The following is a 21,487-nucleotide window of genomic DNA, read 5'->3' as shown; positions in this document are numbered from 1 at the left end:
CCCAATAGAAGGGAAACAGCAATCGTCACCAGAAGCTCTCCACCAATTACAGGTGACAATCGTTAGGATTCAGCCTAAGCGACCGACATAAACATGCAGCAACCACATCTATGCCTCGGCGTTAATCTCCCTCATCAATCATCGCTGGAGTTTGTGCTCCTCTGACTGACTACCTAGTTAACGCTCCTCTTCTGTTCCTTTCCGCCGGAAAGGGACGAAAAAAGTAGCAATAAACCCCTAATGAAGTCAATGCTAATTTCACATCGCATAAACAAATTCAATAAACGCTTTTAAAAACAATGAGCAATTTAGCGGTAAAGCCAAAGCAAAAAATGGCGGCGAGGTATCGAACAGACATTCAAAGGATTAAAAAAGAAGTGACCGAGCCTTGCCCTTTACAGGCAAAGCCGGATAAGAAAATAGCAAAAAACGCTCGCAGTTAGGTCGCTAGATCGGGCAGTTCGTAAACCAAACGCACGTGATCATTAAACAGGCCTAAACACACTTCATCATGCCCGGCTAAGGTGCAAGGCACTAAACTCACCTCACCCTTTTCCACCATATAGATGGCATATTGATTAAACTTTTTCCCTAACTGCAGCGCCATGCTTCTATCGACAAACACCGCCCAGCTCTTTTCCATATGGGATAAATCTGGCGATGCGCCCACCATTGCACGATAGGGGCTGCCGATTAATTCAATATCACGGAGAAGTTGGCGGTCGAGTAAACGGTTTTGGCTGGGACTGAGGAGGGTTGAAGCGGGATTATGGGCGGTAATTACAGCAAAGGAAAAATCACAGGATAATGCTTGAGTAAGCAAAAACAACGGCTTCTGGTAATGCTGCCACAAATCTTGAGTCATGTTGTCCATTGGTAGTCTAGTCGAAAAATGAACCCGGGTTAGTGTAGCAGAGCGCCTCCAAAATCCAAAGAGGCGTGAACTGGCTCACAAGAATCAAAAATACATTAGTTATACTAATCAATGACTAAAGTAAATATCATGGTAAATCAGGGCCTCATCCAGAAATTTGTTAACATTTCATTTGTTAACAAATGCCTAAAACGAGTACAATGACGCCATTGGCTAGTTGAGCAGATAACATTAAGTTTGCTTAATCTTGACAAGGGTTTGTTAGATTCCTCTGTGAAATCACCCAAGGCTAGCCAGACATCTTTTAAAATGTGTTCTACATTTGAGTTATCATTTAAACATTTTAAAAAAAAACAATAGTTAAGGAACTATTTATAACTATTGCTTATCGAAGTTGATACTGGTTACGTTTTATCGTATTACACTTTAAACGTGCACTTTATATACATCCTGATGTGTCGCCGTAAAGATCTTTCCTTTGAAGCACAGAGCAGTTAGAGGAAGTATCAACATTTTATGAATATAAGGATCCGATGTAAGCGGTCCTTATGGTTAGAATAAAATTGGTTAAAATTTAGGTAATTAATATGCAAAATCCGCACATTCTGATCGTTGAAGATGAAGCCGTTACCCGTAACACGCTGAGAAGTATTTTCGAGGCAGAAGGGTATGTGGTAACTGAGGCCAATGATGGCGCAGAAATGCATAAGGCTATGCAGGAAAACAAAATTAACCTAGTGGTTATGGACATTAACCTACCAGGTAAAAACGGTCTGTTGTTGGCACGTGAATTACGTGAAATCAACAACATCGGTCTGATCTTCCTGACAGGCCGTGACAACGAAGTCGACAAAATCCTTGGACTTGAAATTGGCGCGGACGATTATATTACCAAGCCGTTCAACCCACGTGAATTGACGATTCGTGCTCGCAACCTTCTGACTCGTGTGAATAGCGCTGGTAACGAAGTCGAAGAAAAGAGCTCTGTCGAGTACTACCGTTTCAACGATTGGAGCCTAGAGATCAATAGCCGTTCTCTAGTGAGCCCACAGGGTGAGTCTTACAAACTGCCACGTAGCGAATTCCGCGCTATGCTGCACTTTGTTGAAAACCCAGGCAAAATCTTAACTCGTGCCGATCTGCTGATGAAGATGACCGGCCGTGAGTTAAAGCCACACGACCGTACTGTTGACGTGACTATCCGTCGTATCCGTAAGCACTTCGAAAGCTTGCCAGATACGCCAGAAATCATCGCGACTATCCACGGTGAAGGCTACCGTTTCTGCGGTAACTTAGAAGACTAATCTTCTAAGTCCGTTTGAATAATAAAAACCAGATCCTCGGATCTGGTTTTTTTATCTCTGTAATATCGCCAATCCTCAGCCCCGCTTTATCCCAATCAATAAACCTAAGCTTGAAAGGCCAAGCTTAAATAGCCATCGCAAACTTTAAGCGTATCAATTGGAATGGAGCAGTTACTCACGACTAAGTGCTCTCCACAGCCTTAACTAAGGTGTTAGCTAAGGTGTTAGCTAAGGTATTAGCCAAATACCGCGTAAAAAAAGAGTGAGGTGTTAACCTCACTCTTGGATAACTGCATGCGCTAGATTAACTGCATACGCTTGGTTAAACAGCGCTCAGCCGTAAGTTATTTGCCGCTTTTAAGCTGCCTATCGAGGAAATCCGCCAGCGAGCGATATAAGTGATTACGCACTTTCTCACCGCGCATCGAATGCTTAGAACCCGGATAATCAATCATCTGGAACAGTTTACCTTCGTCCTGCAACGCCTTGTACACGCGAGTGCTGTTTTCAAACAACACGTTATCGTCGGCCATGCCGTGGTACATCAACAGCCCCGACTGGTAGTTTTTCACATAGGGGAACACGCTACTGGCTTCGTAACCTTGTTCATTATTCGCGGGATGGGCAAGATAACGCTCGGTGTAGTGAGTGTCGTACAAGCGCCAATCGGTGACGGGCGCGCCCGAAATCGCCGCCTTAAAGTAATCCGGCGCCTTAAACAGGCTCATCAAGGCCATATAACCGCCGTAGCTGTGGCCATAAATCGCCACGTTGTTGCTATCGACAAAGGGCAAGCTGCGCAGATAATCGACGCCAACCTTTTGGTCATTCACTTCCGCTTCGCCCAAGTGACGGTAAATTACTTGCTCGAACTGGGTGCCTCTGTGGGCGCTGCCGCGGTTATCCAGTTGAAATACCACATAACCTTGCTGCACTAAGTATTGGGTAAAGTAATCCTGCTCACTCCAGCTATTGGTAACCAATTGCGCATGCGGGCCGCCATATACGCGCACGACTACGGGGTACTTTTTGGTCGCATCGAAGGGCACAGGTTTAAAGAGGCGCGTTTGCAGGACTTGTCCGTCTTCCGCCTTGAGCTCTTTAAACTCTGGCAGTTGCCACAGGCCAGCATAGTCATACAAAGGATGACCCGCTTTGACTTGGTTCTGCTCCACCCACGCCAAGTGTTGGCCCTTATCGCCGTGCAAACTGATCTGTGGTGGCTGAGATAAGCTATTGAAATAATCTAGATACACGCTTTGACTATCGGCAAATACCGGATTGTGCATCCCCGCCTCGCTGCTCACGCGCTCAACTTTGCCACCCTCTAACGGCACACGGTAGAGGTGTTTTTCGATTGGGGTATCTTTACGGCCAGTGAAATACACCCAACCTGCGGTTTCATCGATATATTCCAGCTCATCGACCGCCCAATTGCCCTTGGTCAGTTGCGTCTTCAGCTTACCTTTTAGGTCAAACAAATAAAGATGATTAAAGCCGTCACGCTCCGAGGCCCAGATAAACGCCGATTGCTGCTTTAAGAAGTGCGGGTCATTGTTAAGATTCACCCAAGCATCGCTACGCTCTTTAACTAAGGTTTTCGGCTTGGTCAGCGCATCGAGAGCCACCAGTTGCAGATCTAATTTTTGCTGATCGCGGCTCTGCCACTGGAAGGATAAATGCTTGCTATCGGGCAACCAATCGACGCGAGGCAGGTAAATATCCTTATTTTTATCATCACTTAAGGTCACCCAATTGATGGCTTTATTGCTTAACGTCACCACGCCCAGTTGGATCTCGACATTGTTTTTGCCCGCAGCCGGATAACGCTGCTCGGTAAGCTTAATGCCATCGGCGTAGATTTCATTGCGAGTAACTAACTCAACGCCCGACTCATCGATACGGGTAAAGGCGATGGCCGACTCATCGGGCGCCCACCAGTAACCTGTCATGCGATCCATTTCTTCCTGGGCGACAAATTCCGCCATGGCATTTTTAATCGCGCCGCCACCGTCAGTGGTCATGGCCTCAAGCTTTTTAGTCGCTAAATTGAGCACATACAGATTTTGGTCCCGCACGAAGGACACAAAATTACCCTTGGGCGATAGGCGCGCATCGGTGGCAAAGCCCTCGCCTATCGGCAGTTGGCTAACGCTGTTATCCGCTAAGGAGAAGTAATACAGATTACCCGAGGCAGGGATCAACAGCGCCTTGCTATCGTCCGCCCAGAAATATTCCATAATGCCTTCGCCATAAATACGTTGGCGCTCGCGGCGGGCCTTTTCTTCATCGGATAACTCATTGCTCGCCAGCTTATCGGCGTTCAGCAACAGACTAGATTTGCCCGTCTTCACATCCATCTGCCAGAGATCGTAAAAGTTTTGGTTGTCTTTACGTCCCGCAAGGTAGGTCACCCTTTGACCATCGGGGGATAATTTTAATCCACGGGGGCTGGTGCCCGCTAAGGCAGGCGACGCATTCATGCGCTCGATAGTCAGCGGCGTTGTGCCGCCCTCAAGCGCGTAGGCGGGGGTCAATATCGCGCTAGAAACCATGGCCAGTTGACTCGCTATCAGTAGGGATGAGGCGCCCAATGTCACCGAGCGCAGGGAAGAAGCTAACCCATTTTTAGTCATTATTATTCCTTGGAAGCATATTCGCCTTAAGGTGGCGATCAAAAACTGCCGTCATTGTGCCAAGGCAAAGCCTAAATAAAAAGCGCAGGCAATATGCAGATACAAATTAGCTGGCGAACTCCTGCGGTTAGCTCAATTTTCAAGATAACCCACTCAGTCTGACACAAAGGGATAACCCTCTTGGCTTAAATTGATTAAAACCCACAGCAACATCGCTGAAATTGTCGACTAACTGAGTTATTATTCGCGGCAAATAATGAAATTGACCTCAATGTTGAACCCCTAAAGGACCTAACATGCAGACTCTTGCCCAGCACTTAACCTCAAAGGCAGTGAACGAATCCCTCTCGCAACTGATTTTGACCTTAGCCGACACCTCCAAAGCCATCAGTCATGCCGTGCGCCACGGTGCCTTAGCTGGTGTGTTAGGCGCGACCGAACAGGAAAACGTGCAAGGTGAAACCCAGAAAAAACTGGATATCATCACCAACGATATGCTCAAAGATGCATTAAAAGCCGACGGTACAGTGCGCGGCTTAGCCTCAGAGGAAGAAGATCATGTGGTTGAAGTCAGCGCCAATGGTCAATATCTGGTATGTTTCGACCCCTTAGATGGTTCATCGAATATCGATATCAACTCGCTAGTCGGCACGATTTTCTCTGTTTTACCTGCACCACAGGGTGAGTTAACTGAAACAAGCTTTTTGCAATCTGGCCGCAATCAGTTAGCAGCAGGTTATGTGCTCTACGGCCCATCAACCATGCTCGCGCTCACCACAGGCCAAGGCGTGCAACTCTTTACCCTGCACCCAGAAACTAACGAATTTTTACTGACCAACGCGGCCATGAGCATCAGCCCTGACACCCAAGAATTCGCCATTAACATGTCGAACCAACGTTTTTGGGAAGCGCCAATGCAGACCTATATCGCCGATTTACTGCTAGGCAAAATTGGCCCGCGCGAAAAATCCTTCAACATGCGCTGGATTGCCGCCATGGTGGGTGACGTGCACCGCGTACTTTCTCGCGGCGGTATTTTTACTTATCCAACCGACAATAAAGATCCGAAAAAGCCATACAAGCTGCGTTTAATGTACGAAGCCAACCCAATGGCCTTATTAGTCGAGCAAGCTGGTGGTAAAGCCTCTACGGGTTATGAGACCATTTTGGATATTCAACCGACACAAATTCACCAACGCGTGGCGGTTATCCTTGGTAGCGCCAATGAAGTGGACGCTTGCCTAAGCTACCATGGTATCGATTACAGCGAAGAACCAAGTCTGGACTAAGCCGAATCGCTTAGGTTTTGATTTTTATTATAAAAGCCACTGACCACAGTGGCTTTTTTGTTGTCGCAGAATGCGACATTCATTTTAAAATGCGGCCTAACTGCCGAGGTGAATCAAAGTCGTGGGTCTTCAACCCTCTGCCTGATATTCGTGCTGTTTAGCACAATGCTATATTTATTGCGGCCTGACGGCCGAGATAAATCAAGATCGTGGGGTTTCACCCCACACCCGACCAAGGAGGACTGCTCGTCCTATCCTCCTTGGATGCTCCAAGACGCCCCAACGGAGTTGAAAGCCCCTTGGGCATTAAGCGTTCTTATGCTATCGCGTCAGACGCTCGTCCCTGATTCGACTGACGCTATCTCGGCATCCATGCCTCGCCCACGCAACGAACGCAAATGCCCTGCGGCAACTCCGAGGGGATGATGAACTCCTGTAACTTCTGTGTTGGCTGTAAATCTCCAAAGATTTGCACTTTCCCATCATTGATCAACGTTAACCTTTAGCGATTTTTATCTTTATCTTTCAATGGCACAGTGGGTATTATGAAACCGATTATTATCAAGTTATGAATGGACGCTGTTGATAAATGATTCTGAAAACTAAAACACTGCAAAATACCCAAACACCACAAACGATTGCGGGTCAAAAACAAGAACAGGACGTTGCCTTCTATCTACGCCGCGCTTTCAAAGATCATCCCGAAGTACTCGTTATCAATGATTTTCGATTCACCTTTAACGGTGAAACAGCTCAAATTGATCACTTAATTATTTATCCCTACGGCTTTGTTTTAATTGAGTCTAAAAGCATAAAAGGTCATGTAGATGTAAACCAACATGGCGAATGGACTCGCAGTCACGGCAATAACTGGTTTGGTATGCCATCACCAATCAAACAGGTTGAACTACAACAATCGCTGCTTAAAGAAATGCTAAAACAGCATAGAAGTGAAATTCTCGGTAAGTTACTCGGGATAAAACAGCAAGGTTTCGGTATGCGTTGCTGGGATCATTTATGCGCGGTCTCAAGCGATGCGGTCATCAACAGAGAAACTATGCCTGCGGCAGTTTCAGAGCAGTTAGTTAAGACAGAGTTTTTAGTCGAGAAGCTTGAAAAGATCATGAATCTTAAAAGCAAATTCTTCCGAATTATTAATGTGAGTGATACCCGCCCAGACTTTAATCAAGAAGAACTGAATTCAATCGCTAAGTTCTTAATCGATCGTCATATAGACCCATCTCAAGCTACGACCGAAATAACGTCCGTACAAACACCACAAGTCAAAGAACCTGTTGCCTCCTTTGCCGTTAACAAAGTGGCGGAAGCGAAAAACCCAGCAATAGCACAAACCACAACTAACAGCATCCTTCGCTGCAAACATTGTGGAGAATCAACAAACTACACCCCGATGTACGGTAAGTTTGGTTACTACATAAAATGCAATCAATGCACTAAAAACACGCCAATGAAACAAGCATGCCCACAGTGCAAAAGCACGCAAACAAGAGTAATGAAGGCAAAAGAGACCTATACACTTCGATGCCAGGATTGTTTACACGTTATCAAAATAGCATAAAGTTATTGAGTGACATTTTTTATACAACTAAATAAAAAGGAATGAAAATGATTGAATATAATGATGATATAGAAATGGCTGAAACATTATTGGAAGACTCCGAAGATTCTAGTGAAACTCCACCATCAGACATTGTAGCCTTCAATGAACTTCGCTCTTGTGCTGATTTAGTGAGAATGTACGAAGCTAAACAATTAGTTATAAAACCTGATTTCCAAAGAGATGTTGTCTGGACAGCACCTTCACAAACAAGATTTATTGATTCATTGGTTAAACAGTTGCCAATACCAAGTATGTGTTTAAGCCTTGACTATAAAACAGAAAAGCGTCAAATGATTGATGGCTTACAAAGAATATCGAGCATAATTAAATTTCTAAATGATGATGACTGGCGCTTATCAAACTTAGAGGATATTGATGCCAGAATATCTGGAAAAACAGCTGAATACATTAAGCAAAAGCATCCTGACATATACAGCAGGATTCAAAATTTAACAATACCAATAACAGTATTAAGATGTGATTACTCTAAAAAAAGTCATCAAAACTATTTATTTACAATTTTTCACAGACTTAATACTGGAGGTAACAAACTAAGCAATCAAGAAATTCGAAATTGCATTTACTCAGGGAGTTTCAATAAACTTTTAAAAGAAATTGTATCAGAAAAAGATGTACGTTTATTATTTAACCTTGAAGAAGGAAAGTCTTATCGATTTAGTTATGAAGAACTTTTTCTAAGAGTATTCACATTCACTGAAATGATTAATAGTTACAATGGAAAACTTGCTAAGTTCTTGAATACATACATGTCAATAAAAAGAGACATTAGTGATGAAGAATATCAAGATAAGCTAACTAAAATGATGATGGCTATAAACATATTTTACCATAAAATACAATCAGGTAGAGCATTACCAAAGCTTAGTAAGGCAACATTGGAGGCGACCCTAGTTGGTATGTATTTGAATATAGAGAATCTAATTTTAGAACCAGAAGAAAAACTAAAAGAAAGATTTAGCATTTTAAGAAACGATTCAAACTTTTCAGTTATAAACTTGAGCGAAGGTATAGCTGCAACAGAAAAGGTCAAATCGAGAATACTTAAAGGCATAGAGATTTTTTCATAAAATGATAATAAAAAAACATATTCAGATTACATTATGCGACTTAAATAACAAGTATAACAATGCATTATCAACTAATCAAAATGATGCTATCTACTTTTCAAAGCTTGCTTTATTAGAATATTGTGGATGGATTGAAGAATGCTTCGACATAGTAGTAAGACGGGCTTCAAAAGGAAAGTTAAAAACCGTTGAATTTGAAAGATTAATAACTGAAGTAATAGATAATAATTATGGATTTCAGTACAAACAGCATTTAAGAAGCATGTTAATTAAAACTATTGGATTAGATAAGACTGAAAAAATTGAACTAAATTTAAACAAGAATGGTGATATAACTGTTTTTACTAGTGAGTTATCAGCAATTAAAAAAGATAGAAACAGTGCTGCACATACATGGGTTAAAGGAGCAACTAAAAGCTATCCAGCACCTTCGATCACTTTAGGAAGATTACAAAAAGTCTATCCAATAATAAAAAAATTATATTCGGAAGTCTGTAAGCTTTAAATTGTAGAATTGAAAAGGTGGGATAAGTACAAATATTTAAGACTAACAGCTAACACAGAGGCAACAGAAGTTCCCCCCTCCCCTCGGAGTTGCCGCAGGGCGAATAGACAAATTGCGTGAGTCTCGCCATGGATGGCGAGCTAGCTTTCGCAGGTGCAGGGATGCATCCTTCGGAAGCGATAGCAAATTTGTCGATGAGCACAAGGGGCTTTCAACTCCGTTGGGGGCGGCAAGGGAGATCCAAAAGGGAATTGCTGTTGATCCCCTCTTGGTCGGGTGTGGGGTGAAGCCCCACGACTTTCTCGGCCGTAAGGCCGCAAAACCGACTGACAACTAACTGGCAACACAAAGATTTTGCTGAATCTTCCAACGACGTTCCATGAGTGGAATCGAAAACCCATAACATACCACCACAATCAAAGGTTGAAGCTGAAAACTCAACTCAGGCCATAACAGAAAGGCAGCCACGCAAGCCACAGTGCGCACAATCGCATGTACAATCGCCACCTTTTGCGCCGCTAACACGCCGAAAACCAACCACATTAATCCTGTTTGTACTGCAAGGGCGAAGGGCAAGGCTAAATAGTTTTCCATAAAAAAGGGAATACTGATGCTAAAGGTTAAAAAGCTCATCCCCACCGCAGCCAGAAACACAGTCTCAAACCAATTACGATCAGCGCTTTTCTTGAAGGAGATATTCTCACCGGTGAGACGCGAGACTCCCATAGCAAGATAGACAATAGAACCCGTGCCGATAAATGTTACCATCACCATTTGCGATGCTGGAAGCATAAAACTCAAGATAAACAATAGTCCCCAGACCATCATGCCAGATAAGGGCATAGCTAAAGCACGTTTTTGGCGGTATTCGATAAGTTGTTGATCCAGTGATTGATATTGCATGATTAAGCCTCCTTGTTGGTATGGTTTAAGTATCTCTGCATCCGCTAAATCACGGCAGTGTGAGTTGTCAGCAGTTACGGATGACAAATGTCATCAATGGCAAATTTCTTAGGAAAATGAGAAGGAAGAATGGCACTGGCATAACTCTTTTGGGATTAGCAGCCAACAGCGAACCCACAGGAGTTCACCTCCCCTCGGAGTTGCCGTAGGGCATTTACGTTCGTTGCGTGAGCGAGGCATGGATGCCGAGATAGCGTCAGTCGAATCAGGGACGAGCGTCTGACGCGGTAGCATAAGGACGCTAAATGCCCAAGGGGCTTTCAACTCCGTTGGGGACGCCGGGGGATATCCAAAAGGGGAACAGGCGTTTTTCCCTTTTTGGTCGGGTGTGGGTTGAAGACCCACGACTTTGATTCACCTCGGCCGTAAGGCCGCAATGACTAATATACCCACAGCGATAACTTTGCCCATTCAAACGCCAAACAAACCAGCACGATTATCGGGTGTGGGATGAAACCCCACTAACCTAACTGACTTAGGCTGTAAGGCCGCAAAACCAAATCAGCTAAGCCCGCAACTTGGGCTTAGTTGCATATACCTCACGCCTTTGCGATTGGCCGATAGCGCGGTGTTAACCCAGTATGTTATTGTTTTGGTTTCATAGATTCGATTATCAAGCTTTAACCACTAAGGGTTCACTCTATATGGAACAAATATTTGAAAGGCTAATGTACGCATCACGCTGGATTATGGCGCCCATCTACTTGGGGCTGAGTCTAGTGTTGTTGGGTTTAGGCATTAAATTCTTCCAAGAGATCTTCCATATTTTGCCGATTATTTTTGAGATGACCGAAGTCGATCTAGTGCTGGTCACCCTGTCCTTGATTGATATCACCCTAGTAGGCGGTCTGATTGTGATGGTGATGTTTTCTGGCTATGAGAATTTTGTCTCACAGCTAGATGTCGGTGAAGACAGTGAGAAGCTCGCTTGGTTGGGTAAATTGGATTCGGGTTCACTGAAAAACAAAGTGGCTGCATCCATTGTGGCGATTTCGTCTATCCACCTGCTAAAAATCTTTATGGATGTGAAGAATATCGATAACGACAAAATCATGTGGTACTTGCTTATCCATATCACCTTTGTGCTGTCGGCCTTTGCCATGGGCTACTTGGATAAACTGACACGTAAGTAATGCGGCATCGCCCGTAGGCGCCTGCGCTGTTTAAGTATCTGTGCTGTCTAAGTATCAGTGCTGTTTAAATGTGAATGCTAAGCGGCATTAACTCAACCAGTACCAAACAATAGCCGATGACCTAAGTTCAAAACAAGCCACTGATAATAGTGGCTTTTTTATTTTCTGAATAAAAACTGTGCCTCGTACTTTGGTATTAATTTAAGCTGAGCTACATAACCTCATGTTTAAATTGAAATTATTGCTTGAGATAATAGCCCGAGTCTTAACCTAAACGGCGCTTGATACCAAAGGCTAAGCTTTTGAATCAAATTCAAGACTAAATAGCCCAAAAGGGTTATTCAAACGTGTCAAAATTCTTTATAATCGCCAACATTTTGACAAAGAGCTACACATCATCATCGGTATTCGTCCGCACAATTAACAAGGTAGTAAAGTGAAAACACAGTTACTGGCCCTCATGCTTGTTAGTCATTTAGGCTACGCATATGCCAAGGAAGATTTAGCCACAACCTTAGATATCGCAGAGCCCGCCCCTAAGAGCCATAGCATCGACTTTATCGATAAAGGCCTCAAGCTGAGCTTAAGCTGCTCCATAGGCGAAACCCAACCCATTTTAAACGTGACTATGGGCGAATCCTTTGCATTTGGTAGCGATCCGAGCGTGTTGATAATTCGCAGCGACAAGCAGCACAGTGTGAAATTTCGCGGCACCGCGACCTTGATGAACTTTACCAGTCTGCCAAAGGCGGATGACGATCTGTGGCAGGCGTTGGCTGAGCTGCAAACCCAAGAATTAAGCCTTGAGGCGGTTTCGTTTCGCTCAAGCAAATATACTAGCTCAACCTTAGTGGCCGTGGGATTTAGTGAAGCGGTCAGCCAGCTAAAACAGCAGTGTAGTAAGTAAGGCAATGATACAAAAAAGCCACTGTTATCAGTGGCTTTTTTAGTTATGCGATTTAAGACTCGCTATCGGCCAGCTCGACTTGATGGGCCTTTTCGGTTTGATCGACTATGGTCAATACCGCCGTATCCCCCACCACGTTGCAAGAGGTCAGCACCATGTCGATGATGCGATCCAGTGCGGCCACAATCGCAAAGGCTTCAATCGGCAAGCCCATTTGATGGATTAACACCCCGATCATCACCATGCCGCCACCGGGTACACCACCCGCGCCAACAGATAACAAAAAGATACTAAACAGCAGCGATGGCAGCTGCTCGCTGGTGATTGGCATACCGAAGGCATTGGCAACAAAGAAAATCGCAATCGTGATATAAATCGCCACACCGCCCATATTCATGGTCGCCCCGAGCGGCACACCAAAGCCTGCCACGGCGCGGTTAACCCCAAGCTTTTCCGTTAGGGTGCGCATAGTCACAGGAATCGTGGCATTAGAGCTGGCGGTAGACAGGGAAAACAGCACTTGCTCTTGGGTTTTCTCGCGAAAGCTCTTGGCCGAAATCGGTGTGAAGAACCCTACTGCCAGCGGATAGACCACAAAAATCCACAGTAATAACAGCGCCAGAATGATCACGACATATTCGAGCACACTGATAAATACCGCCGCATCTAAGGTGGCGCCTAACTTAAACATCAGCGCAAACACGCCATAAGGCGCAAGACTCATCACCACAGAAATCAGTTTCATCATGATTTTATTGGCGGTTTGAAAACCTTGTACCGCGCCAGCCACATGCTCGCCGAGGGATTTAATCACCCCGCCCAACATCAGTGCCATAAAGATCACTTGCAGCATATTGCCCGACATAAAAGCCGCCACCGGGTTGCGCGGCACTATATCAATCAGCAGCGCCATCAAGCTGGGGAGTTCGGTCGCGGTAATGGCCACACCATCGGTGCTGCTCATATCGACGCCTTTACCTGGGTCGAGCAATAGCACCACTAACAGGGCGGTTGAGATAGCGACCAGGGTATTAACGATGTAAAAGCCGAAGGTTTTGCCGCCAAGGCGGCCAAAGCTTTTTAAGTCCTGCAGCTCACACACGCCACAAACGATACTGACAAACACTAGAGGCACGACCAACATCATGATCATATTGACGAACATAGTGCCGACGCCGCCAGCCAGTTCGACTAAATTGCCAGAAAAAAAGCCAATATCGTTTAGAAAATATTGCACTAAGGTGCCAAGAATGAGTCCCGCAAACAGACCGATAAAGATCCGTGTCGAAAGTGATTTAATCATGCTTATGGTTTCCCCAAATAGCTCATCTTTTATTCTTCATCTTCCTTGATGAGCAAAATCGCCATTCCCTTTTCGGTTCAGGCGGGGATAGTGAAACATGCTGGCAGTAAATTCAATGAATAAATTTACTTATTTCATTTTCAATTAAGCCAAACCCATCACAAAAAATTTGTATTTATCTGATTTTTATTAAAAATAAAATTATCGGTTAATAATCACGCTATAAAGATGCAAGTTAAAAAATCAAAATTTAAACAGTATTTAAACCAAATAAACACAATTAATCGATTAAGCCTGAATAACGCTAGATTTAAAATCCAAATAAACAGCTTAATTAGAATTAAAAACTATAAATTGTGATATTTACAGAGAGATGGGGAAGGATAACGACTAACAATATGCCAGTAGCACTAGCTCGAGCCGATGAGCCAGCAGGTGCTGCTGTTTAATGCTAATGCGCTGCTGAGTTAACCAAAGGCTTAATTGCCGCCAATTTTTTAAGTCGGCAGAAGGTAAAGATTAAACTGACGAGACTTATTGAGGTGAAACACTTAGGAATTAAAATGCATGACGAGCGACTAGACGATGGCCAGAACGGCTATTCCATATTTTCCAGTGTATTTGCTTGCACTTTTGCTTGTACTGCTACTCGGGTAAATGACTCGCCCATTAGGGATTGAGACTAAATGTAACCCTTGGAGAGCGGTTAAGATAAACACTCTCCAAGAGTTGCAATTGCAGCTTGCCTAGGCGAGCCATAATTCCACATCGCGGATAATAAAGTTACCACTGTAGATGGGGTGCGGTTCGCCTAAGGGCTCCAGCTCGAAGTAAGCCTTATGCTCATCGGGTAAACCTTCGTAGCCACCAATCACTTGATAAATCCAGCTTTCGGCATCCCAAGGTAGGGCTTTTTCGGCTAAGTAATCGAGCGCCGACTGGCGTAAGCCCGACTCAATCACGTCGACAAAGTAAGTGTCGACCGCTTGCTTGAGTGGATTATCAGGAATATCAAAGTCTTCATTCTGCGTCAGCGGCACGGCCACATCCTGCTCGCGCACAGTCTCGACTATGCCCTGACGGCTAATCGCCTTGATATGGGCGACGATATTCATCAGCTCAAACTCTTGGCTGGCGTTATGCACATCCACAGACGCTGGGGCCAATAACACTTCGGCGCGATTGAAAAGACTCGGGATTTCCTTGTGGGACACATGGTCCGCAGGGCGATAATCCGGATGCAAATCTGTGTATAGCAACCAGCCCTTAAGCAAGCGGGTACGGCCGCGAATTTGCCTAAAGCGGCCGAGGAGTTCCAGCAACCTGCCCTGTACCACACTGAGTTCCTGGGCGCAGTCGCTCATGGTTTCCTGCAAGGTGGTTACCAGCAACTTACGCAGCTCACGGATATCACCGGCGATTTCACCTAATTCGCTGAACTGGAACATCTCCAAGCCATTGAGTAATTCAGATACTTGGCTCTGGGCAAGTTCGTTTTCACGGATCTTAGCATTAATGGTGCCGACATAACCGAACTCGTTGTTGATGCGCCCCCACAACACGCGGATGGAGTAGCGTAAACTATCGGCAAAGCTATATACATGCTCACTTAAATCAGACAGATACGCCTCGGCGGCGCTGTAATCTGAGCTGTGGCGCGCTTCTTTATAGTGGTCGGCCAAGGTCTTAATGGTGGCGAGCGCCGAGCCGACGTTGGAGTCGATTTGGCGATTGCGCTCATCACTTAAGCCCTCTTCGAGCAAGGCACGCACCGAGCGTTTAAGGCGCAACTCTTGGTCTGGCTCTGGGCGCCATAAAATCCCCGCCTGCTTGAGTTTTTCAACCACGGCGGGGTCATGGCTCTCTTCCTTAAGCGAACCGGCCAGATAGGCATCCATAATGATGTCAGCATGGCGACCTAACTGCTTGAGTAGCTTAACCCCAGCCTGATGTAAGTTACTGCTCATCATGGCCTCCTTGGTTGATGCTATGCGTTATCGTCCAAGGCATCATAGTAAATCCCGCTGCGTCGCCGTTTCCGCCTGAGCTTCTAGGCTTAGGCCTTCGGTTTCGTCGATAAAGCGGATCACTTCGTACAGGTAATCCAGCTTGCCGGTGGCGATATAAATCTGTTTTTCAACGTTGGGGCGCACCAGATAACCAAGCTCCACTAAGCGTTTGAACACTAACTTAATTTGTGCATCGCTATTGGTACTGGTTGAACCGAATAAACGGTATTGGCTGAGTTTGGCCAACTGCTCACGAAACGCGGGGGTATCTTCAATTCGGCTTTGCAGCTCGGTTAATCGCACTGGCGCGCCTTCGCTTAAGGGGGCATCTTGACCACTGGCTTCCTGCACTAATACCAGCCACTCCACCATAGGGATAAGTGCCTGACAAATATCCTTAAACTGCGATGAAATCACCTTGCGTTCGCTTTCGCCTAACTGCAAATAACCGCAGAAAAACACATCGCCCTCGGCGGCCGAAGCCACGGTGCGATTGATTTGATTCAGATAAGCCTCGACTCGCTCGCGGGTACTGTTATTTTTCAATGCGCGCCAGCCATCTTCATTGGTGGTGCGGCAAATAAACTCACCTTTTAGCAAGAGTTCGATAATGGCGCCCGTGCCGACTAATACGGTTTGGTTTGACTCATTCATGGCAGCACTCATTAGATGGCCTCCTTGCTCAGGCGTTTACTCAACATATCGGCAATCGGATTGGCTTTGGGCTTCACCACCTGCAACTTCTTGGTTTGTTTATTGATAATGTAACGGTTCTCGAATAGGTTCAGCACTTCTGACTCAGGGTTCGGGAAGGCGCCTAACACGCTGATATTGTTGTTACCACAGGCATCGAAAATCTTCTTCACGTTGGTGTGGTGCAGCGTGCCCAGCTCGTCGATCGGCCAGTGAATGGTCACATCGGCACGGCCACGTAGCAAGCGCGTGAATGCCAACAGGAACTTACACAAGATCAGATAAGCCATACCGTGGCTGGAGGATTCGTTCAGCTGTCTGTCGGTGCGGATAATCAGGTCGCTATTGCCCTCTTTGAGACGCAGCTCGATTTCCAGCAACTTAGCAATGCCGCCAGTTAAGGCCGCGCGACCAATAATGTCTAAGGCGCGGCGCATGCTGTTGGTGTATTCCTCATCGGGCAGACCATTAAAGCCGTCGGCCTTCCACTGTTTAAAGGCTTTAACGAACTGTTCAAGCTCAGGCCAAAACTCTAATTCACTGATCTTAGAGCGAATACGGACCGCAGACTCGGATACGCCATCGAGGAATAACTCCTCGCCCACTTCGCGGGTAATACGTGCACTCTGGGAGGCGATGCGACGATCGATATCGGCAAGCACATCGTAGAAGGCGGTTAAGTCGACTCCGAAGATCCGCCCCTGTTCACGCAGCGCCATAATCGATTGCGGCACAATCACATTGAGTAACTGTTCTAGCTGTGGCACTAGCTTGCGGTAATCCAGCAGGCGAATACCTTTGTCGTTAATAAAGCTCGACTCTTCGCGGGCACGCTCCCAAGTCTCGGCTAAACCTGAGCCTGACTTGCTGGCAATCACAGAGTCGAAATGCTCCACATATTGCTTAACCGAGCCCATCAAATAATCGCGTTTTAGCAGTAAGTCTTCGCCCTGACGCAAACGCTCACCGAGGCTACCCTGAGCTTCTTCATTGTTGGCGGGCAGTTTCAGCTCGGCCAACTTACGCATCACGGCGCGCAGTTTGGTTAAGTTTTCAGAGGCTTCAATCTGCGCCGCATCCGAGGCCTTACGGTCGGTCTCGAGTTGTTGACGGCGGGTCTTCACCTCTTGAGTCTTAGCTTTAAGCTGCTGATCGATTTCCGAGGCGGCACGTTTCACATCGCTCAATTGGGTCTGCAACTTAGGCTTACGCAGCAACCAAGTGTGTTGATACCAATCGTCGAAGCGCAGTACTTCGCTGCGGCGCTGCTCGGCGCGGCTGATTTTGGTTTCAAGCTCACGGATTTGTTGCTTGAGTTTAAGGATATTGTCCTCATCCACACCGCGGGATTTAAGCTCGTTTTTGTACCAGGTTTCGCAGGCTTTCTGCTCGGCCTTAGCGCTTTCGCGGCGAGCGTCGATGGTGGCCTTGATTTGCCCGAGTTGATTGTCGAGCGCGCCAATCACTTCCTGCCAGTAGGCTTGTTTTTCCATCCGCGCTTCGAGCGCCTGCTCTTTTTGCTCTTCGAGCCAGAGCTGGTGTTGATGCTTAAGCTGCTTCAACTCGCCATCGAGTTGAGTTAAGCGCTGCTGGGCAAAGGCTTTACGCTCGGCCAGCGCCTTGTTGATCTTGTCCTGCTCACTGCGTTTTTCATCGAACAGACGACGTAAATCATCGCGGCTATTCTTGTAAGCCGTGCGGGCAAAGGTCAGTTCACGGCTGAGTTTATCCAGCTCGCCGTTAATCGCCACCAGCTGAGATTCGGCCTCGGCCTGTAATTCCTGCGCGCTTTGCAGTGCTTCTTCGGCCTTGCTTAAACGAATGCGCAGTTCCTGCTCGGAGGCGGCATATTCAGGCACATCAATGGCTTTAAGATCCAAATGCACCCCAAACAGGGTGTCGCTCGTCCCCGTCACGCTCGGATGCAAATCGGTGCGATGCAGTAACTCGGGCGCAATCACTTTACCCAGACTCTGCTCCCAACCTTGGGCTTCCTTACGCAGGAATTCGAGCAAGGTATGGGACTGCGGGAACAGCATATGGTGCAGTTCATCGAGCGCGGTTTGGCGCTCGTTAACCCGCAGGCTAGCGATACGTAGGGCTTCGTTGGCTTGCTCGCGTTTGGCGCGCAGCTTACGCTCATCGTTACTTAAACGTTCAACCTTAGCATTGCAGCTTTCTTGCTCTTCGTCGGCGCGGTGAATGCGCTCGTCGAAAATTGCGAGGCTTAACTTTTCTTCCTCGGTGTAGGTCACGCCATCGACACGTAATTTAAGCTCGGCGGCATTGAGTTTGAATTGATATTCCTGCTCGCTAAAGCTCGCCTTACCCGCATCCATTTGGCTACGCCATTGGGCTTCGAGGGCATCAAGATCGGCTCTTGCCACTTCACGCTGTTTGTCGCGCGCTTCACGTTGTTTATCCTGATCCGCGTGTAAGCCTTCGAGCTCGCGGTTTAACTGCTCGCCAATTTTGCTGCGGCGGGCATTGTAAGCCGCTTCAATATCTTGGTGTTTTTCGGTTTGTAATTTATGGCGCTCGCTTAAGTTTTCCATGTCCGCGCGCCAGTTTGGCAGCATGTCCAGGTCGGCCTTGGCTTGCTCGATATTGGCATCTAAAAAGGCGCCGTGCTGATCTTCAATCGCATCTAGCTCGTACTCGCACTTAGCCACGTCGCCCTTGGCGGCGGATAGGTCGAGGTTAAGCTCGTCACGCACTTCTTTCCATTCGTCGTCCAACATTCGAAGCTTTAAATTCAGCTCCTTAGATAGGGTTTGTTGGATCTCTAAACGATCGGCCTCTAGGCTTTCGTCGTTGCGATAACCACGGGACAGGCTCGAGAGACGCATTTCTGCGCTGAGCAATTGGTTAAATTCCTGCTCGAGCTTTTCAAACTCGGGGCGGATCACTTCAAAGCCTTGAATTAATTGACTCTCGCGGATCCACGCCTCGACGCGTTGCGGATTGAGGCGTGAACTAGGTGGATTAACCCCGTCTTCTTCCAAAATGGCGGCAATCATGGATTTGACCGTTTCCATTTTGCCTTCTTTGGAGTGCACCGCCTTGGCGAGTTTTTCGATATGGCGCAGTGAATGCTCACCTTCACACAGGGCGAATTGGTGCGCATAGGCTCGCAGTTCGCTGCGGTTGCTGCCCGTGCTTAACAGAGTGCGATCGTTTTGAATAATCGCGCGGTATTCGCGGGTATTCAGCAGGTTAGTGGTGGCTACGCCTTGGCGTTTTAATTCGCGCCCCAGTTCTGCCATGGTGTGGCATAAAATGGTGTCACCATTTTGGGTTTTAATGTAATCGCTTAACTCGAAACCTTTGCCGATAAAACGGTAGTTCACCCCTTTACCATCGCCCGCCGACGCCAGCACGGCTTGGTAGAGCAAGCCATCGGCCTTTTGATATTCGTAAATGATGTAGCTTGAATCGTGTGGCAAGTACCAACGCTCGAAACTGTCACGGGTTGAAGGCACCACGCGGCTAGGATATTCGCCATAAAATACAGGCACTAAACGTTGTAGAGTGGTTTTACCCGAGGCGTTAGTACCACAAATATTGGTATGGCCATTGAGGGCGAGTTCCACAACGCCCGGAAGGTGCGTATCAATCAGCACAATACGAATCAAGCTTGGCATTTCATTCCTTATCCAAACGGGGTCAAAGCTAACCCAGATAAATCGAGCCCAAATCGAGACCATGACTCAAGATTAAACGCCGAGGCGCACAACCTAAGCTCAACACAATAAAGGGGCGGTCAGTCTCAATGGACAAAAGCATGTGACGGGTAATCATCCTTGCGAAATCATCTTTGCGAAAATTGCGAGGTAAAGTCCCATTTTGTGCCCCTAAAATAAGGCAAATAGGGGGCATAAGCAATCGAGCACCGGAGTCTTTCACCTTCGCAAAACAAGTCTGCTCAATGTTACCTCAATTCCCATCCATTTAACGGTTAACAAAACGTCAGTAGATCACAATTGGGTATAAAAGCTCAGGGGAAAAAGGCCAATGTCGGCGCTCCGAGCCGATATAGAGGCATTAGCGGCCGTTAACATTTTCAGCAACTGTCAACTTGGGTAAAACAGTGAAATACTCGGGATCAAAGCCGAACCAAAATCACATTTCATTCACTAATCACTGCAAGCGTTAACAATAAAACCCAGCTAAGTGAGTAGCCCAAATGACAAAAAATACCCGCCCATCTTCAGCGCTTAAAACGGCGCTAAACACCACGATAGACAACGCCCCGCGCCGCACCTTACTCAAAGCCATTGGCTGGACATTGGTCGCGAGTCCCTTGGTCGGCTTAGTCGGCTGCGGTTCGGAGTCCGAAGAAAGTACCAACGACAGTAGCAATAGCAACACTGATACCGGCTCAGGTGCCGATGTGACGACCCCGAGCGATTGGGCCAGTGGTGGCACCGCCAGCATGACGGTCAACTTCCCCGACACCAGCCTCTTCACCGCCAGTGGTGCCTGTGCCTTGGCATTAACCCAATCGGCGGTGGAAGGGCCTTGCTATTTCCAAGTCGATAATCGGGATGATATTTCGGATGCCGAATCGGGTTTGCCTATGCAGATTTGCTTTCAAGTGATTGATAAAGATTGCAATCCATTGAGCGGATTAGAGGTGGAAGTCTGGCATTGTAATGTCGCTGGCGTTTACTCAGGCGACACCAGTGGCAGTGCGGATAAGAGTCGCTTTAACAGTGGCTATTGCACCGGAAATTCGAGTAAGGCGCTGCAATCCCAGTGGTTTAGGGGCACCCAAGTGACCGACAGCGAGGGGCGAGTTAACTTTAAATCCTGCTTTCCGGGCTGGTACTCGGGGCGCACTATCCATGTGCACTTTCGGATACGAAACAACAATAACGACCAGTTGGTCTCCCAACTGGGCTTTAGCGAGAGTTTGACGACCGAGATTTGCACCAGCCATCCCGAATATCTGACCCGTGGCCAGCAAGATACCAGCCTGAGTCGCGACAATATTTTTGGTAGCAATTACAGCGCGTTTCTATTTAATACCAGCCAAAATGACGATGGCTCACTCCTAGCGTGGCGCACACTCCAGTTGAATTAATCGAGTTGAAAGAACTCATTCGATATGCATGATTGAGCATGATAGAAAAGCGCATCTTTCGATGCGCTTTTTCCTA

Annotated in this window: 15 protein-coding genes, 1 pseudogene and 1 riboswitch; of the genes and pseudogenes, 8 read left to right on the top strand and 8 right to left on the bottom strand. The window is 46.6% G+C overall.

What is annotated here, in order from left to right; all coding sequences use genetic code 11:
* Nucleotides 1–24: 24 nt before the first annotated feature.
* Nucleotides 25–199, bottom strand: a riboswitch (Lysine riboswitch).
* A gap of 240 nt (nt 200–439) precedes the next feature.
* Nucleotides 440–874: a DUF3293 domain-containing protein gene (locus K0H60_RS03575; RefSeq protein ID WP_220057304.1), complete on the bottom strand. Its 435-nt coding sequence runs from the start codon at nt 872–874 to the stop codon at nt 440–442.
* 587 nt (nt 875–1,461) lie between these two features.
* Between K0H60_RS03575 and arcA the strand changes: the two genes are divergently transcribed.
* Nucleotides 1,462–2,178: a two-component system response regulator ArcA gene (arcA, locus tag K0H60_RS03570; protein WP_007644695.1), complete on the top strand. Its 717-nt coding sequence runs from the start codon at nt 1,462–1,464 to the stop codon at nt 2,176–2,178.
* A 344-nt stretch (nt 2,179–2,522) separates the two neighbouring features.
* Here arcA and K0H60_RS03565 read toward each other — a convergent pair whose 3' ends face one another.
* Nucleotides 2,523–4,814: a S9 family peptidase gene (locus K0H60_RS03565; RefSeq protein WP_220057303.1), complete on the bottom strand. Its 2,292-nt coding sequence runs from the start codon at nt 4,812–4,814 to the stop codon at nt 2,523–2,525.
* Nucleotides 4,815–5,110: 296 nt separating this feature from the next.
* Here K0H60_RS03565 and K0H60_RS03560 point away from each other — a divergent pair, with 296 nt between their 5' ends.
* The 4 genes from K0H60_RS03560 (at nt 5,111) to K0H60_RS03545 (ending at nt 9,317) form a co-directional block, all read left to right on the top strand.
* Complete coding sequence (locus tag K0H60_RS03560) at nt 5,111–6,103, top strand: class 1 fructose-bisphosphatase (protein WP_220057302.1); 993 nt, start codon at nt 5,111–5,113, stop codon at nt 6,101–6,103.
* A gap of 589 nt (nt 6,104–6,692) precedes the next feature.
* The gene (locus K0H60_RS03555; RefSeq protein ID WP_220057301.1) at nt 6,693–7,682 is read left to right on the top strand and encodes a nuclease-related domain-containing protein; all 990 of its coding nucleotides are present in this window, start codon (nt 6,693–6,695) and stop codon (nt 7,680–7,682) included.
* 47 nt (nt 7,683–7,729) lie between these two features.
* Nucleotides 7,730–8,812, top strand: coding sequence for a DUF262 domain-containing protein (locus K0H60_RS03550; RefSeq protein WP_220057300.1), 1,083 nt, complete (start codon nt 7,730–7,732; stop codon nt 8,810–8,812).
* A 1-nt stretch (nt 8,813) separates the two neighbouring features.
* Nucleotides 8,814–9,317: a hypothetical protein gene (locus K0H60_RS03545; RefSeq protein WP_220057299.1), complete on the top strand. Its 504-nt coding sequence runs from the start codon at nt 8,814–8,816 to the stop codon at nt 9,315–9,317.
* 333 nt (nt 9,318–9,650) lie between these two features.
* Here the strand turns inward: K0H60_RS03545 and K0H60_RS03540 are convergent, their stop codons facing one another.
* A complete protein-coding gene (locus K0H60_RS03540; RefSeq protein ID WP_220057298.1) occupies nt 9,651–10,220 on the bottom strand; it encodes a DUF7010 family protein in 570 nt (189 codons plus the stop codon).
* A gap of 704 nt (nt 10,221–10,924) precedes the next feature.
* Here K0H60_RS03540 and K0H60_RS03535 point away from each other — a divergent pair.
* Nucleotides 10,925–11,413 carry a TIGR00645 family protein gene (locus K0H60_RS03535; RefSeq protein ID WP_220057297.1) on the top strand — a complete coding sequence of 163 codons (489 nt, stop codon included), beginning with the start codon at nt 10,925–10,927 and terminating at the stop codon, nt 11,411–11,413.
* Between the two features lie 436 nt (nt 11,414–11,849).
* The gene (locus K0H60_RS03530) at nt 11,850–12,320 is read left to right on the top strand and encodes a hypothetical protein (protein WP_220057296.1); all 471 of its coding nucleotides are present in this window, start codon (nt 11,850–11,852) and stop codon (nt 12,318–12,320) included.
* Between the two features lie 52 nt (nt 12,321–12,372).
* On the opposite strand, the gene K0H60_RS03525 is transcribed toward K0H60_RS03530, so the two are convergent.
* The 5 genes and pseudogenes from K0H60_RS03525 to K0H60_RS03510 all read right to left on the bottom strand — a co-directional run bounded on the left by K0H60_RS03525 (nt 12,373) and on the right by K0H60_RS03510 (nt 19,969).
* On the bottom strand, nt 12,373–13,623 hold the full coding sequence (locus tag K0H60_RS03525) for a dicarboxylate/amino acid:cation symporter (RefSeq protein WP_220057295.1): 1,251 nt from the start codon (nt 13,621–13,623) through the stop codon (nt 12,373–12,375).
* Between the two features lie 390 nt (nt 13,624–14,013).
* Nucleotides 14,014–14,139, bottom strand: a pseudogene (locus K0H60_RS20670) (DUF7281 domain-containing protein); the annotation flags it as partial.
* Nucleotides 14,140–14,369: 230 nt separating this feature from the next.
* The gene (locus tag K0H60_RS03520; RefSeq protein WP_011715822.1) at nt 14,370–15,590 is read right to left on the bottom strand and encodes a hypothetical protein; all 1,221 of its coding nucleotides are present in this window, start codon (nt 15,588–15,590) and stop codon (nt 14,370–14,372) included.
* A gap of 42 nt (nt 15,591–15,632) precedes the next feature.
* Nucleotides 15,633–16,286, bottom strand: a complete 654-nt coding sequence (locus K0H60_RS03515; RefSeq protein ID WP_037422308.1) for a condensin complex protein MksE — start codon at nt 16,284–16,286, stop codon at nt 15,633–15,635.
* Between the two features lie 11 nt (nt 16,287–16,297).
* Entirely contained in the window at nt 16,298–19,969 is a 3,672-nt protein-coding gene (locus K0H60_RS03510; protein WP_220057294.1) for an ATP-binding protein, read from the bottom strand.
* Between the two features lie 542 nt (nt 19,970–20,511).
* Here K0H60_RS03510 and K0H60_RS03505 point away from each other — a divergent pair.
* Nucleotides 20,512–21,411, top strand: a complete 900-nt coding sequence (locus K0H60_RS03505) for a dioxygenase family protein (protein WP_220057293.1) — start codon at nt 20,512–20,514, stop codon at nt 21,409–21,411.
* The last annotated feature ends 76 nt before the right edge of the window (nt 21,412–21,487 follow it).

Source organism: Shewanella mangrovisoli (assembly GCF_019457635.1).
Lineage (GTDB): Bacteria > Pseudomonadota > Gammaproteobacteria > Enterobacterales > Shewanellaceae > Shewanella > Shewanella mangrovisoli.
Note: the sequence above shows the minus strand (reverse complement) of the source record. Positions and strands in the feature narration are given on the sequence as shown.